Origin of the sequence: Kordiimonas marina (assembly GCF_023006325.1) — a bacterium.
GTDB classification, from domain to species: domain Bacteria; phylum Pseudomonadota; class Alphaproteobacteria; order Sphingomonadales; family Kordiimonadaceae; genus Kordiimonas; species Kordiimonas marina.
In genome coordinates, this window is sequence record NZ_JAINDF010000005.1 from 25578 (window position 1) to 39693 (window position 14116).

The following is a 14116-nucleotide window of genomic DNA, read 5'->3' on the forward strand; positions in this document are numbered from 1 at the left end:
TTACGGGCTTTCATCCTGCACATGCAAGTTCGGCCTTTCAAAGGCAGGCACAATATGCCATGAGGCGCCATGACCGAGCGCACAAAAAAACCAGCCTCCCCCAAATCCCAAGGGAGACCCCGGCAATACTACCCGGGAAAACCGGGAGGCAAAAAGCCAATGACCGGCAAACCGGCCGCTGCGAAAGCCAGCGCCGAGAAGCCGCGTCAGGTGCATAGCCACAGCCCGCGTGAAGCGGCGGTGCGCACGCTGCTGGCGGTGACGCTGAAAAACCGGCCGTTCGATGCCGCGCTCGATGAAATCACCAAACAGGCGGGGCTGGACGCGCGCGATCGCGCCTTCGTCTTCAACCTCGTCATGCTGTGCCTGCGCCGTTACGGCAGTCTGAAAGCGCTGCTGGGCACGCTGATCGACCGGGGCCTCCCCCGGAATGCCACCTGGACCGAGGCCGCGCTGATTACCGGGCTCGCACAGATTTTGCTCATGCGCACAGCAGACCATGCCGCCACCCATGAAACGGTGGATATGATCAAGACGCTGAGCGGCAAGGAACGTGGCTTCGCGGGGCTCGTGAACGCCATCCTGCGCCGCGCGATCCGCGAGCGCGACGCGCTCACAGCCACCCTGGATGCCACGCCAGAAAAGGACCTGCCCGGCTGGCTGTGGAAAAGCTGGTCAGCGGCTTACGGCGCGGAGACCACCCGCCTGGTGGCGAAAAGCCTGCAGAGCGAGCCCAGCCTCGACATCACGGTGAAAGACGCCGCCGCCCGCGTGGCCTGGGCCGAGAAGCTGGAGGCCACTGAGTTGCCCACAGGCTCCCTCCGCCGCGCGTCCACCGACGTCACCGCGCTTGAAGGCTACGAAAGCGGCGACTGGTGGGTGCAGGATATGGCCGCCGCCATCCCGGCAACGCTGCTTGGCGACCTCACGGGCAAATCCGTGCTCGATCTATGCGCGGCCCCCGGCGGCAAGACCCTGCAGCTGGCAAGCCTGGGCGCCAAGGTCACGGCAGTCGACCGCTCGGAAAACCGGCTCAAGCGGCTGTCGGCCAACCTGGCGCGCACCGGCCTCAAGGCCGACATCAAGGTCGGCGATGCCGCGCGCTTCAAACCGGCTGAGCCTACGGACCATATCCTCCTCGACGCGCCGTGCAGCGCCACCGGCACGCTGCGCCGCAACCCGGACCTTCTGTGGTCGAAATCACCCGAGGATGTCGCCAAGCTGACCGCGCTTCAGGCCCGCATCCTCGACCATGCCTTCAGCCTGCTGCCGGTGGGCGGCACGCTTGTCTACTGTGTCTGCTCGCTGGAGCCCGGTGAGGGCAGGGACCAGATCGCCGCGTTCCTCGCCCACACCAAGGCCGCGAAACGCGTGGCGATTGGGGCCGCTGAGGTGGGCGACCTGGCCGAGCTGATCACCGAAGAGGGCGACCTTTTGTGCCTGCCGTCCTGCCTTGCAGAGAGCGGCGGGATGGACGGCTTTTACGCCGCCCGGCTCACCCGGCAGGAATAAGCCAAAAAATCGTGACGCGGCCCCCTTCTGCACGCTTGCGGGAGCGAGGCCAAACTGATAGGAAAAACCCCATGCAAAAGCCGACCCGCATAGCACCGTCGATCCTGTCCGCCGACTTCGCCCGCCTGGGCGAGGAAGTCCGTGCCGTTGACGAAGCCGGTGCCGACTATATCCATATCGATGTGATGGACGGCCATTTCGTCCCCAACATCACCATCGGCCCGGATGTGGTTAAAGCCTTGCGGCCACACACGAAAAAGGTGTTCGACGTCCATCTGATGATCGCGCCGGTCGATCCCTATATCGAGGCGTTCGCCGCCGCAGGCGCGGATATCATCACGGCCCATGTGGAAGCCGGCGCGCATACCCACCGCACGCTGCAGGCCATCAAGGCCACCGGAGCCAAGGCCGGGGTTTCCTTGAACCCGTCCACGCCTGAAAGCAGCATCGACTATCTTTATGAAGAGCTGGACCTGATCCTGGTGATGTCCGTCAACCCGGGCTTCGGTGGCCAGAGCTTCATCTCAAGCCAACTGAGGAAGATTGAAGCCATCCGCAAGCGCATCGATGCGCTCGGGCTCGACATCGACCTTGAAGTTGATGGGGGCGTCAACGCCGAAACCGCCAAGCAGGTCATTGCCGCCGGGGCCGACGTTCTCGTCGCCGGCAGCGCTACCTTTGGGGGCGGGGCGTCCATGTATGCCGCCAACATGAAGGCTCTTAGAGGATAACCCTTAGGGGCCACACCGTTACGAAAGGGAGCAGGCGGCGATGAACGCGGCCTTCGATCAGATTGCCGGCTATGCATCCAAGGCGCCGCTCACGCGCGTGACGCTCAGGCGCGACCAAGGCCCCGGCTTCCTGGTCCAGCTTTTCACCCGCGCCGGACGGCAGGTCCGCGAATGGGGGTATGGCTCCGCGCTTTATAGCCCGCGGCTTAAAGGCCGCCACCCGGTCAAGCTGCTGGCGAGCCCCGATGACCCGGCCCCCGGCAACGCCACACTCGGGTCCGCCATTTTCGGCGGCGACATGCTGCATGAAGGCGAACGCCGCGCGCTCGGTGAAGACTTCTGGGACCATCTGCACACCGCCTCCCCCGAATTCCGCAAATATGCCCACAGCTTCCACTGGCTGCAGGACCTGGCCCAGGTCGGCGACCAGGTGAAAGCGCGCGACGCTGGTGAGACCATCCTCGGCTGGTGGCTGCCCTACGGCGAAAACTGGGACGCTGAAATCTGGCAGGCGGAAACGCTGGCGCGCAGGCTGATCAACTGGCTGGTCCATGCGCCGCTCATTCTGTCGGCGAAGGATCTTATCTACCGCTCCAGCGTTCTCAATAGCATGGCGCGCCAGACCCGCCACCTGATGCGCACGCACGGCGATGCCGACGCAGGCCTGCCGCAGGTCTATACCGGCGTGGCGCTGATGCTGGCCGGGCTGCTGCTGCCGGGCGGCGACGCCTGGCTCGCCCGCGGCACCAAGGCGCTTGAGCGCACGCTGACGGCCTTCATCCTGCCGGACGGCGGGCCCGCGAGCCGCAACACGTCGGACGCCATCCGCACCATGCAGCTCTTGATCCTCGTGCGCGGCGCCGCCATCGACACCAACAAGGTCCCGCCGAACTGGTTGCAGACCACGCTGGACCGGATCGCGCCTTTTGTGCGCGCCATGCGCCATGCCGACGGCAGCTTCGCGCAGTTTGCCGGTGTCTCCGCCGAAGGCGGCCACGGCACCGATGCGATCCTCGCGGCTTCCGAGGCCCGCGGCAAGGCGATCGAAAACGCCGCCCACACCGGCTTCCAGCGCATCGCCGCAGGCACCAGCCTCTTGATCGCCGACGCCGGGACACCGCCCGCACCGGCCCTGTCCGGCCGGTCGCACGCCGGGACCGGGTCGTTCGAGTTTTCGGTCGGACAGGAACGCATGATCGTCAACGTCGGCCCGGCGTCCAGGCGCGGCACCATCCCGGACCTGGACCGGCTTTCACGCACCACCGCCGCGCATTCGGCGCTGGTGATCGGCGACCGCAACAGCACGCGCATTCTGGATGACGGACGACTGGGCCCGGGTGTGGCCGAAACGCTGACCATCCGCGAAGTATCGGACGAAGGCGTGCACCTGAAGGTGCTGCATGACGGCTACCTCAAGCGCTTCGGCGTCAAGCATGAACGCAGCTTCTTCATGGAAAGCGACGGCAAGCGCCTGCGCGGCAGCGACAAGGTTTTCGGGCCGAAGCTCAAGAAGCTGGGGGACCGGGAGATCATCCTGCGCTTCCACCTGCACCCGGACATCTCGGCGCTCAAGGCACCGGATGGCCGGATTACGCTTGAGACCAAAAGCGGCAAGACATGGATTTTCGATGTGGATGGCGGCGACGCCGAGATAGAGGACAGCCTTTACCTCAGCCGGCCCGATCATCCGCGTCCCACCCGCCAGATTGTGGTGCGGGTGGACCGGGAGGGGACAAACGCGCCCATCTGTAATTGGGTATTGAGTGAGATGAGCCTCTGACACCCGCCGGGAAACACGGACCCGCGCAAGAGACGAGGCCAAATTTGGATAAGGCAAACTGAACAATGGATACAGTCACCATCAAACGCGCGCTTCTGTCTGTTTCGGACAAGACCGGTCTTCTGGACCTCGCCAAGGTCTTGGCCGATAAGGGCGTCGAAATCCTGTCAACCGGCGGCTCCGCCAAAATGATCCGCGACGCGGGCATCAAGGTGCGCGAAGTGGCGGATTATACCGGCTTCCCGGAAATGATGGACGGGCGGGTCAAGACCCTGCACCCGAAAATCCACGGCGGGCTTCTGGCGCTACGTGACAATGACGACCACGTGAAAGCGATGAAGGACCACGACATCGGCGCAATCGACCTAGTGGCGGTGAACCTGTATCCGTTCGAAGCAACGGTGGCCTCCGGCGCCGACTTCGAAACCTGCATCGAAAATATCGACATCGGCGGCCCGTCGATGGTGCGCTCGGCCGCGAAAAACCACCGCTCGGTCGCCATCATCACCGACCCGGCCGACTATGCCGCGGTCATCAACGAGATCGAAGCCACCGGCGGCACCAGCCATGAGACCCGCCGCAAGCTTGCGGCCAAGGCCTACAGCCGCACCGGCGCCTATGACGCTGCCATCAGCCAGTGGTTCGCGGGCCAGATCGGCGAAGACTTCCCGGACCGGATGCCGTTCGCGGGCGTGAAGGTGCAGGAATGCCGCTACGGCGAAAACCCGCACCAGGTTGCCGCCTTCTACAAAAACTCGGAAAACCGCCCCGGCATCTCGACCGCCGTCCAGCACCAGGGCAAGGAACTTTCCTACAATAACCTCAACGACACCGACGCGGCGTTTGAGCTGGTCAGCGAATTTGACCCGGCCGTGCCGACCGTCGCCATCATCAAGCACGCCAACCCGTGCGGTGTGGCAACAGGCAGCTCCCTCAAGGAAGCCTACGAGAAAGCGCTCAAGTGCGATTCCGTTTCGGCCTTCGGCGGCATCGTGGCGCTGAATGGCGAGCTGGACGCGGAAACGGCTGAAGAGATCATCAAGATCTTCACCGAGGTCATCATCGCGCCGAGCGTTTCGGATGAGGCCAAGGCCATCATCGCCAAGAAGAAGAACCTTCGCCTCCTGACCACCGGCGGCCTTGCCCAGCCGGGGCAGGCAGCCAAGATGGTCAAGTCGGTCGCGGGCGGCTTCCTGGTGCAGAACCGGGATACGGGCCGCGTCACGCTCGACGACCTCAAGGTGGTGACCAAGCGCGCGCCCAGTGAGGCTGAACTGAAGGACATGCTGTTCGCCTTCCAGGTCGCCAAGCATGTGAAATCCAACGCCATCGTTTATGTGCGGGACGGCATGACCGTCGGCGTCGGCGCCGGCCAGATGAACCGCCGTGACAGCAGCCGCATCGCCGCCATCCGTGCCGGTGAAGCCGCCGAGATGGCCGGGGAGAGCGAAAGCCTCGCCAAGGGCTCGGTCGTCGCCTCGGACGCCTTCTTCCCGTTCGCCGACGGCCTGCTCGCCGCCGCCGAAGCCGGGGCCACCGCGGTTATCCAGCCGGGCGGATCCATGCGCGACGATGAAGTGATCCAGGCTGCCGACGAAGCCGGCCTCGCCATGGTCTTCACCGGGATGCGCCACTTCCGCCACTAAGGCAGGCGCCCCGCAGAAACGACAAAGCCCCCGGCATTAACCGCCGGGGGCTTTTTCTTTTCGCACCAAGCACTGATCCCACACACCTATGTCATTCCGGCACTTGATGCCGGAATCCATGGTGAGTCTGCCGCGGACATCGCTGTCTCAAACAGGGGTGTGGATTCCGGGGTCACGCCCCGGAATGACAAGGGTGGGAGAGGCACAAGCGCGCTTAACTTCCCTCAGCCTGCTTCCTCGGGGAACTGAGCGAAGGTGACGAAATGGCCGCCGGGTTCGCGGTAGCCGGTTTCTTTCGAGCCGTAGAAGGTCTCGCGCCGCGGCATGATGACCGTCTCGCCCTTAAGCGCCTTGTCGGCGGCGTCGATATCGTCCACCTGCACGAACAGAAGCACGGGCGCGGTTTGCACGGCGTCGGCGAAGGCGGCCGAATCCTCGGCAATCGAGGTCTTGGTCTGCACCATCACTTCAACGTCGCCGTTTGAGAGGATGGCGAACCCCATATGGTCGCCCTCCGGCACCGAAACGGTGATCTTGAACCCGACATGGGCAAAGAAGGCCGCCGTCGGCTCGATACGCTCAACCGGCAGGACCGGGGTCAGGGATTTGATCATGGCTTCACTCCTCAATCTGGCCAGGCAGGCACCATGGAACGGGCGCCGGGCGCCGTCGTGGCTCGGTGCTTTATATGTTCGCTATTTGTTCTTTTTATCATACCCCGAGGAGGAGTCAAAGCCGCATTTGTGGCTGGCGGGAGGTCCCGCTTTCGGCCTATAAGGCGGGCAAAGTTAAGGGGTGATTCGCTATGATTATCGCGATCGACGGCCCGGCGGCGGCGGGCAAGGGCACATTGGCGCGCAGGCTGGCGCACGATTTCGGCTTCGCTTATCTGGACACCGGCGCACTGTACCGCGCCGTGGGCCTGAGCGTGCTGCGCGCGGGGGGGGACCCGGCTGACGCGGCTGCGGCGACCGAAGCTTCCGCCCGGTTGGACCTCGCGCTCATGGACGACCCCGAGCTCCGGACCGAAGCCACCGGGGGCGCTGCCTCCAAGGTTGCCGCCGTGCCGGCCGTGCGCGCCAACCTGTTGGCATTCCAGCGTAATTTCGCCAAAAACCCGCCTGACGGCAAGCCCGGCGCCGTGCTGGATGGCCGCGATATCGGCACCGTCGTCTGCCCGGACGCCGACGTGAAACTGTTCGTGACCGCCTCCCCGGAGGAGCGCGCGCGCCGACGCACGCTCGAAATGGAAGGCCGTGGCGAGGCCGCCGATTTCGAGGCAATCCTCAAAGATGTGAAGGCCCGGGACGACCGCGACATGAACCGCGCCGACGCGCCCTTGAGGCCCGCGGAAGATGCCCTCTTGCTTGACACGACCAATTTAGCTATAGACGCCGTGTTTTTAAGGGCGGCCGAGCAGGTGAAAGCCAGGCTCTGACGCCCCAACAGCCGAAGACGCTGCACAGGAACCCTCCGGGGCCGACCATCAGGACGGCCGATCCGGACTTTTGTTGTTGGTGTTTAGGCTTCCGGGGGACCGGAAAAGGGCGGGATGGTCCCGACCCTTACTTTAACCCCCTCGGGAGAAGACCGCCGGAGCCAACCGGCAGGCACGAAAATGAATGAACTTGAAAGGATACCATCCATGACGGCACAAATGCCGAGCCTCTCCGATTTTGAGGCGCTTCTCAATGAAACTCTGCCGACCGAAGACGGCTTCGAAGGCAACGTAGTTCCTGGTAAAGTTGTTGCGATCGAAAACGACTTCGCCATCATCGACATCGGGCTCAAAGCCGAAGGTCGTGTACCCCTTAAAGAATTTGCTTCTGCTGGCAAGGCCGCCGAAATCAAAGTTGGCGACGATGTTGAAGTCTTTGTAGACCGCATCGAAAACGCCCTCGGCGAAGCCATCCTGTCCCGCGATAAAGCCCGCCGCGAAGAAGCCTGGGAAGCGCTTGAAAAAGCCTTCGAAGGCGACGCCCGCGTTGACGGCGTTATCTTCGGCCGCGTCAAAGGCGGCTTCACGGTTGACCTGTCGGGTGCCGTGGCCTTCCTGCCGGGCAGCCAGGTCGACATCCGTCCGATCCGTGACATCACCCCGCTGATGAACATCGAGCAGCCGTTCCAGATCCTCAAGATGGACCGTCGCCGTGGCAACATCGTTGTTTCGCGCCGCGCCGTTCTCGAGGAAGACCGTGCCGGTCAGCGCGCTGAACTGATGAACAAGATCAACGAAGGCGACAGCGTTGAAGGCGTTGTCAAGAACATCACCGATTACGGTGCGTTCGTTGACCTCGGCGGCATCGACGGCCTCCTGCACGTCACCGACATCAGCTGGCGCCGTGTCAACCACCCGTCGGAAGTTCTGTCCATCGGCGAATCCGTCAAGGTTCAGATCATCCGCATCAACCCGGAAACCCAGCGCATCAGCCTCGGCATGAAGCAGCTGGCCGACGATCCGTGGGAAGGCATCGAAGCCAAATACCCGGTTGGCGCCAAGTTCAAGGGCGTTGTCACCAACATCACCGATTACGGTGCGTTTGTTGAGCTCGAGTCCGGCGTTGAAGGCCTTGTCCACGTCAGCGAGATGAGCTGGGTCAAGAAAAACGTCCATCCTGGCAAAATCGTTTCGACGAGCCAGGAAGTCGAAGTCATGGTCCTCGAAGTGGACCCGGCCAAGCGTCGTATCTCCCTCGGCCTCAAGCAGTGTGGCGAGAACCCGTGGGAAGCCTTCTCGGCTAAATACCCGGCCGGCACCGAGATCGAAGGCGAAGTCAAGAACATCACCGAATTCGGTCTGTTCATTGGCCTCGACGGCGATGTCGACGGCATGGTTCACCTCTCCGACCTCGATTGGGAGCGTTCGGGCGAGGAAGCCATCCAGGACTTCAAGAAGGGCGACATGGTCAAAGCTGTCGTTCTCGACGTCGACACCAAGAAAGAGCGCATCAGCCTCGGCATCAAGCAGCTGTCCGGCGATCCGTTTGCCAACGTTTCGGCCAAGAAGAAAGGCGAGCAGGTTACCTGTGTCGTCAAGGCCGTTAACGACAATGGCATCGAGGTAGAAGTTGGCGAAACTGGCATGACCAGCTTCATCCGCCGCTCCGACCTGGCCCGCGACCGCGGCGACCAGCGCCCTGAGCGCTTCGCTGTCGGTGACAAGGTTGACGCCATGGTTACCGGTGTTGACCGGTCGAGCCGCAAGGTGAACCTGTCGATCAAAGCGCTTGAAGTTGCGGAAGAAAAAGCCGCTGTCGAGCAGTATGGGTCGGCAGACTCGGGCGCGAGCCTGGGCGATATCCTCGGCGCTGCGCTTGAGAAAGCCAAAGAAGACAAATAATAAGCATTCGCTTATCAGTCTCAGGAAGGCCGTCCGCACCCGCGGGCGGCCTTTTTCTTTGCCCTCACCGACCATACCGAAACTGGAAAATACCCGAATCGAGACAAAGAGCGAATAAAAGCCCTTTCCTTTGAAAGACTTATATTGACGTACGCGTCATCAGATGGCACGCTCAGACAAACGCACACGGGTGACTTTGGTATTGAGTGACGATGAATTTCGCCCCACGGGAGGACCTAGGATGATTAAGTCCGAGTTGATTGCCAAAATTGCTGAAGCCAATCCGCATCTTTTTTATCGGGACGTGGAACGTATTGTTTCCAAGATTTTCGACGAAATTACCTCGGCCCTCGCCCAAGGCGACCGGGTCGAACTCCGCGGTTTTGGTGCCTTTTCCGTTAAAGACAGGCCTGCACGTGTCGGACGCAACCCGCGCACCGGGGAAAAAGTCGAAGTGGCGGAAAAACGCGTCCCTTATTTCAAGACCGGCAAGGACCTGCGGGAACGCCTGAACGGCTGATAACCCGCACGACCGGGGGCAGACGTCCCCGGATGCCCGCCCAGACAGGAACACCATGGCCCGTTCGTTTGCCATACTGATTCGGCGTCTTTTCTGGCTCGCGCTTGCCCTGGCCCTTGTGTTCTTCTCCGTCAACAACCGGGAAGCCATTCCGCTCCGGTTCGATCCCTTCAGTTTCACCATCAGCATGCCGGCCTATGGCTTGCTGTTCCTCGGCATCTTCATCGGGCTCATTGTCGCGGGCGCCGTCACCGGCTGGCTGCGGCTCAAGGGCTTCACCAAAAGGCGCCAGGCCGAACGCCGGGCTGGCCAACTGGAAACCCAGGTCGCGGCCATGGCGGAAGATGCCCATAAGGGCCATGCGGCGGAGGCCCACGCAGCTGCCGCCGACCCAGCCGCGACGGCATCCGGCCTTGTCAAAAAGCCCTAAAGCGCGCTAAAGCCGTCTCAGGTTCGCTTTTCCGGATACCCCATGACCCGTCCTTATAAAACCGCCTACCTGCACATCGGTGGCGAAAAAACCGGCACGACCGCGCTTCAGAATTTCCTGGCCCTCAACCGGGGAAAGCTGGCGAAGGCCGGGGTTGTGTATCCTGAAAGCCCGGGCGGCCAGAACCATATGCTGCTGGCGAAATACGCCCAGGCGGATTTCAGCAATGCCGGGTTCCTGAAAAATTTCCGCATCCCCGATAAAGCGGCGCTTGAAGCCCTGCACAGGGACTTCCGGCGCGCCTTCCTGGACGAAGTGACCGCGGCCGCCAAGGGCGCAGACACGCTGGTCCTGTCAAGCGAGCACTGCCAGTCGGAGGTCCGGCGTCCCAAAGATGCCCGCCGCCTCGCAGCCCTTCTCCATGAAGTGGCCGAAGACGTCCGCATCGTCTTCTATATCCGGCGGCAGGACGAGATTGCCGTCAGCCTGTTCTCGACCGCGCTCAAGGTCGGCTTTGCGCTTAATCGGTCCGAGTTCAAATCGCAGGTGAATAACCCGCAATATGACCATTGGCGCGTGAGCCAGCTGTATGAAAGCGTCTTCGGGGCCGATGCCCTGGATATCCGCCTCTATCAGGACGCACACAGGGCGGAAGGTGGCCTGGTGGGTGATTTCGGCCGCGTGATCGGGCTTGACCTCAGCACGGACCGGAAGGCCCGCTGGCGGACCCCCGCCCATGAGAACCGTTCGCTGAACAAAGCGGCCCAGGCGCTTCTTTATACCGTGAACCGCTGGCCTGACGGCCCCCTCCACCCCGAGACCGGTGTGTGCCGCCTGGCCCTTGTCCGGGCCCTGGAGCAAGGCGCCGAAGGCCGGGGCCTGATGCCCGGACGCGCCCGCGCCCAAACCTTTGCAGGCATGTTCGCCGAAGACAACGAAGCCCTGCGCCGCCACTTTCTGCCTGACCGCCCCGCGCCCCTGTTCGGTGACGATTTCAGCCGGTATCCGGAAGAGGACAAGCCGCTTGAATTGATGGCGCCGGATGATGTGGTTGTTTACCTGAAAGCCTCTTTCCCCAAGCGGAAACGCCTCCTGGGCGCAACCGAGGCCTATGTGGTAGAATTCCGCGATAGGCTGACGGCGCTGTAGCGGCCTGGAATGGGATGAACACCCAAGGCTTGCCAACAGGACCTGAAGCAGGCTAAAGCCCATGAAACCCAGCCGGTCCAATCAGCGAAAGGACACGCCATGCGCCCCAGCGACCGAATTTTCTGCGCCCTCGACACCACCGACACGGCCGACGCCGTGACGCTGGCCAAAAAACTGAAGGGCACAGTCGGTGGAATCAAGCTGGGACTGGAGTTCTATTGCGCCAATGGGGCGGACGGCTTCAAGCGTGTCGCCGACGCGGGCCTGCCGATCTTCCTGGACCTGAAGTTCCATGATATCCCCAACACGGTCGCAGGCGCCATCCGCGCCGTGATGCCTCTCGCGCCGAAGCTTTTTACCATCCATACCCAGGGCGGACCGGAGATGATGCGCCGCGCCGCCGAGACAGCCGCGGAAGAAGCCGACAAGCACGGCCTGAAAAAGCCGTGGGTGATCGGCGTCAGCATCCTCACAAGCCTCGACGACAGTGACCTCAAGGCCATCGGTGTCGCCGACAGCGTGCCTGATCAGGTCGCACGCCTGGCCAGACTGGCCGCCGAAAACGGTCTCGACGGCATGGTCTGCAGCCCGAAGGAAATCACCCTCGCGCGCGCAGCCACCCGGCCGGACTTCAAGCTGGTCGTCCCCGGCATCCGCCCGGCGGGCAGCGCCGTCGGCGACCAGAAGCGGGTGATGACACCGCAAGACGCCGTCGATGCCGGCGCCGATGTCCTTGTGATCGGCCGGCCGATCACCCAGGCCGCGGACCCGGCCGAGGCCGCCCGCGCGATCTCGGCAAGTCTCAAGTCCGGGGGCAATGCGGAGTCTTCCGCGGCATGACCAAGCCGTTTCAGGTCTGTTATCTGCATATTGGGGCGGAGAAAACCGGCTCCACCAGCCTTCAGGCATTCCTGAAGGCCAACCGTGATCGGCTGAAGGCACACGGCTATCTGTTCCCGTACGCACCGGGGGACGACAACCAGCCCGCGCTCGCCGCCTATGCCCAGGAAGACACATCCGACAAGAATCTCATGGGCCTTGCCCATGTTCGGGCGGACGAAAGCATCGAAGCGTTTCGCGCCCGGCTTGAAAAGGCCATGGATGAAGAAGCCGCCGCAGCAAGCGGGCTGAAGGCGCTCGTCCTCACCAACGAACATTGCCACAGCCGCATCCACACGCCCGAGGAAGCCGCCCGGCTCGCCGCCTTCCTGCGCCGCTATGCCGATGAGGTCCGGATCATCTTTTATGTCCGCCGCCAGGACCTAGCTGCCATCAGCCTGCTGACTACGGCGCTCAAGATGGGCCACACCCGCATCCGGCCACAGATGAACATCAAGACGATGGTGCTTTACTATAATTACTGGCGCATCGCGGAAATGTACGAACAGGCTTTCGGGGAAGGCACGCTGACAGTGCGGCTGTTCGACCGGGCGCATTTCAAGGACGGCGACCTGATCGTCGATTTCTGCGACCTGCTCAGCCTGCCGGCAGACGCCGAATGGGAAGAAATCCAGCCGCAGAACCTGTCGATCCAGCCGATCGCCCAGCGATTCCTGTCCACCTTCAACAAGCTCCGCAACGGCGGCAATGGACCAAAAGCGGACGGCTACCGGCGCGACCTGATCGCCATGCTGGAAGACAAATTCACCGGCAAAGGCGTCATGCCGCCGAAGGACTATGCCCGCAAATTCCAGAATCTCTATCGCTGGAGCAACGAGAAGCTCAGGAAACGCTATTTTCCGGACCTGCCGGCACCGCTGTTCGGCGACGACTTTTCCATGTATGGCGACAGCCAGAAAGACTGGATGCCAACCCCGCAGGACGCCCTGACCATGGGGGCCGAACTGTGGATCGAACAGCAGGCGCGAATCGAAAAGCTCGAAGCCGAAATCGAGGCGCTGAAAGCGCGCAAGACGGGCAAAACCAAAAGCCGGGCAAAAGACTGACGTCTGTGGGCGGGGCAAGACCCGCGCGCCTTTATTCCACCCGTTTGATCACGATCCCGCTATGGGTCATCAGCGCGATCACCGACTTATCCCCCGCCAGGTGGCCTGCGCCGACCGCAACGAAAAAGACGCCGGGATGGTCCAGAAGCTGGCTGAGCTTGCCCGCCCAGTCCCGGTTGCGGGCATAGAGCAGGCGGTCAGCCAGCGCCGGGCTGGTTTCCATCGACGCATTGATGATATGCGCCAGCCGGTCAGGCTCCCCCGCGACCCAGGCTTCCTGCATGTCACCGAAGATCGCCTTGATCTTGCTTGCCTCGCGGAGCGTCTGGATCAGCATGGCTTTCTCGGATGCAGGGTCGAGACCGCCGAACAGGCCGGCCTGAAAGCTGGCCGTCTCAAGCGGCACCACCGCCTTTTTGCCCTTCTCCGCCATGGCGAGGAAAGCCTTGTCGGCGCCGCTGGCCGGGTTATAGCCCGCGCGCACAAGCGACCCCACGCTCAACGACATGGCGGTAAACCAAGGCCGGGCATGATCAAACGCCGAGGTCGGCACGCTGAGCTTTTTACAGAGCCGCAGCACATCGTTATAGACCCCGGTGCCGACAACCAGGCGCAGGGTCTGATCCTCAGGCAGCCTGCCCGCGGCGGCAAACAAGGGCCCGGCTTTCTGGAGCTGGCCGTCATCCAGTTCGACAATCAGCGTGCCTGCGCTGTCGAAGGCCTTGCTTATTTCCGGGCTTAGCCAGGGCGTGGACGGCTCCATGATATGGATGGTGCCGAACAGATAGACCGTGGTGTCCTGATCGCCGTAGCGCCACAGGGCAGGGGCCGCCTGGGCCTGGAAAGCGGGGCCGAAAGCGGTGGCCAGCACAAGCAGGAAACCAAGGGCGAGAAAGCGCAGTTTACGGGTCACAAATCCATCCTTCATTGTCATTTGGCCGACCGTTTGACGGCCGGGCCCGTCGGCAATAATTTCACGGTGCCGGGGGTCGGTGCAACAGGACACGCAAAAGCCGGGCCGAAACCGCAGAAACGCGCCCTAAAACCGCAATGAATCCACTT

General features: G+C 62.7%; 13 protein-coding genes. 11 read left to right on the forward strand and 2 right to left on the reverse strand.

The window, feature by feature from the left end; genetic code table 11:
- The first annotated feature begins 159 nt into the window (after positions 1-159).
- The 4 genes from K6118_RS11925 (at position 160) to purH (ending at position 5669) form a co-directional block, all read left to right on the forward strand.
- A complete protein-coding gene (locus K6118_RS11925) occupies positions 160-1512 on the forward strand; it encodes an RsmB/NOP family class I SAM-dependent RNA methyltransferase (protein ID WP_247120587.1) in 1353 nt (450 codons plus the stop codon).
- A gap of 71 nt (positions 1513-1583) precedes the next feature.
- Positions 1584-2243: a ribulose-phosphate 3-epimerase gene (gene rpe, locus K6118_RS11930; RefSeq protein ID WP_247120588.1), complete on the forward strand. Its 660-nt coding sequence runs from the start codon at positions 1584-1586 to the stop codon at positions 2241-2243.
- Positions 2244-2283: 40 nt separating this feature from the next.
- Entirely contained in the window at positions 2284-4023 is a 1740-nt protein-coding gene (locus K6118_RS11935; RefSeq protein ID WP_247120589.1) for a heparinase II/III family protein, read from the forward strand.
- Between the two features lie 65 nt (positions 4024-4088).
- Positions 4089-5669 carry a bifunctional phosphoribosylaminoimidazolecarboxamide formyltransferase/IMP cyclohydrolase gene (purH, locus tag K6118_RS11940; RefSeq protein ID WP_247120590.1) on the forward strand — a complete coding sequence of 527 codons (1581 nt, stop codon included), beginning with the start codon at positions 4089-4091 and terminating at the stop codon, positions 5667-5669.
- A 224-nt stretch (positions 5670-5893) separates the two neighbouring features.
- On the opposite strand, the gene K6118_RS11945 is transcribed toward purH, so the two are convergent.
- Positions 5894-6283 carry a VOC family protein gene (locus K6118_RS11945; RefSeq protein ID WP_247120591.1) on the reverse strand — a complete coding sequence of 130 codons (390 nt, stop codon included), beginning with the start codon at positions 6281-6283 and terminating at the stop codon, positions 5894-5896.
- Positions 6284-6474: 191 nt separating this feature from the next.
- Here K6118_RS11945 and cmk point away from each other — a divergent pair, with 191 nt between their 5' ends.
- The 7 genes from cmk (at position 6475) to K6118_RS11980 (ending at position 13054) form a co-directional block, all read left to right on the forward strand.
- Entirely contained in the window at positions 6475-7107 is a 633-nt protein-coding gene (gene cmk / locus K6118_RS11950; RefSeq protein ID WP_247120592.1) for a (d)CMP kinase, read from the forward strand.
- A gap of 207 nt (positions 7108-7314) precedes the next feature.
- On the forward strand, positions 7315-9009 hold the full coding sequence (rpsA, locus tag K6118_RS11955) for a 30S ribosomal protein S1 (RefSeq protein WP_247120593.1): 1695 nt from the start codon (positions 7315-7317) through the stop codon (positions 9007-9009).
- Between the two features lie 241 nt (positions 9010-9250).
- Positions 9251-9529 (forward strand): integration host factor subunit beta, encoded by a 279-nt coding sequence (gene ihfB / locus K6118_RS11960; protein ID WP_343269965.1) that lies wholly within the window; start codon positions 9251-9253, stop codon positions 9527-9529.
- A gap of 55 nt (positions 9530-9584) precedes the next feature.
- Positions 9585-9959, forward strand: coding sequence for a LapA family protein (locus K6118_RS11965; protein ID WP_247120595.1), 375 nt, complete (start codon positions 9585-9587; stop codon positions 9957-9959).
- Between the two features lie 42 nt (positions 9960-10001).
- Positions 10002-11108 carry a hypothetical protein gene (locus tag K6118_RS11970; RefSeq protein ID WP_247120596.1) on the forward strand — a complete coding sequence of 369 codons (1107 nt, stop codon included), beginning with the start codon at positions 10002-10004 and terminating at the stop codon, positions 11106-11108.
- A gap of 99 nt (positions 11109-11207) precedes the next feature.
- The gene (pyrF, locus tag K6118_RS11975; RefSeq protein WP_247120597.1) at positions 11208-11948 is read left to right on the forward strand and encodes an orotidine-5'-phosphate decarboxylase; all 741 of its coding nucleotides are present in this window, start codon (positions 11208-11210) and stop codon (positions 11946-11948) included.
- Positions 11945-13054 carry a hypothetical protein gene (locus K6118_RS11980; protein ID WP_247120598.1) on the forward strand — a complete coding sequence of 370 codons (1110 nt, stop codon included), beginning with the start codon at positions 11945-11947 and terminating at the stop codon, positions 13052-13054. The genes pyrF and K6118_RS11980 overlap by 4 nt, the downstream gene beginning before the upstream one ends.
- A 31-nt stretch (positions 13055-13085) precedes the next feature.
- Here the strand turns inward: K6118_RS11980 and K6118_RS11985 are convergent, their stop codons facing one another.
- A complete protein-coding gene (locus K6118_RS11985; RefSeq protein ID WP_247120599.1) occupies positions 13086-13967 on the reverse strand; it encodes a TraB/GumN family protein in 882 nt (293 codons plus the stop codon).
- Between the last annotated feature and the right edge of the window lie 149 nt (positions 13968-14116).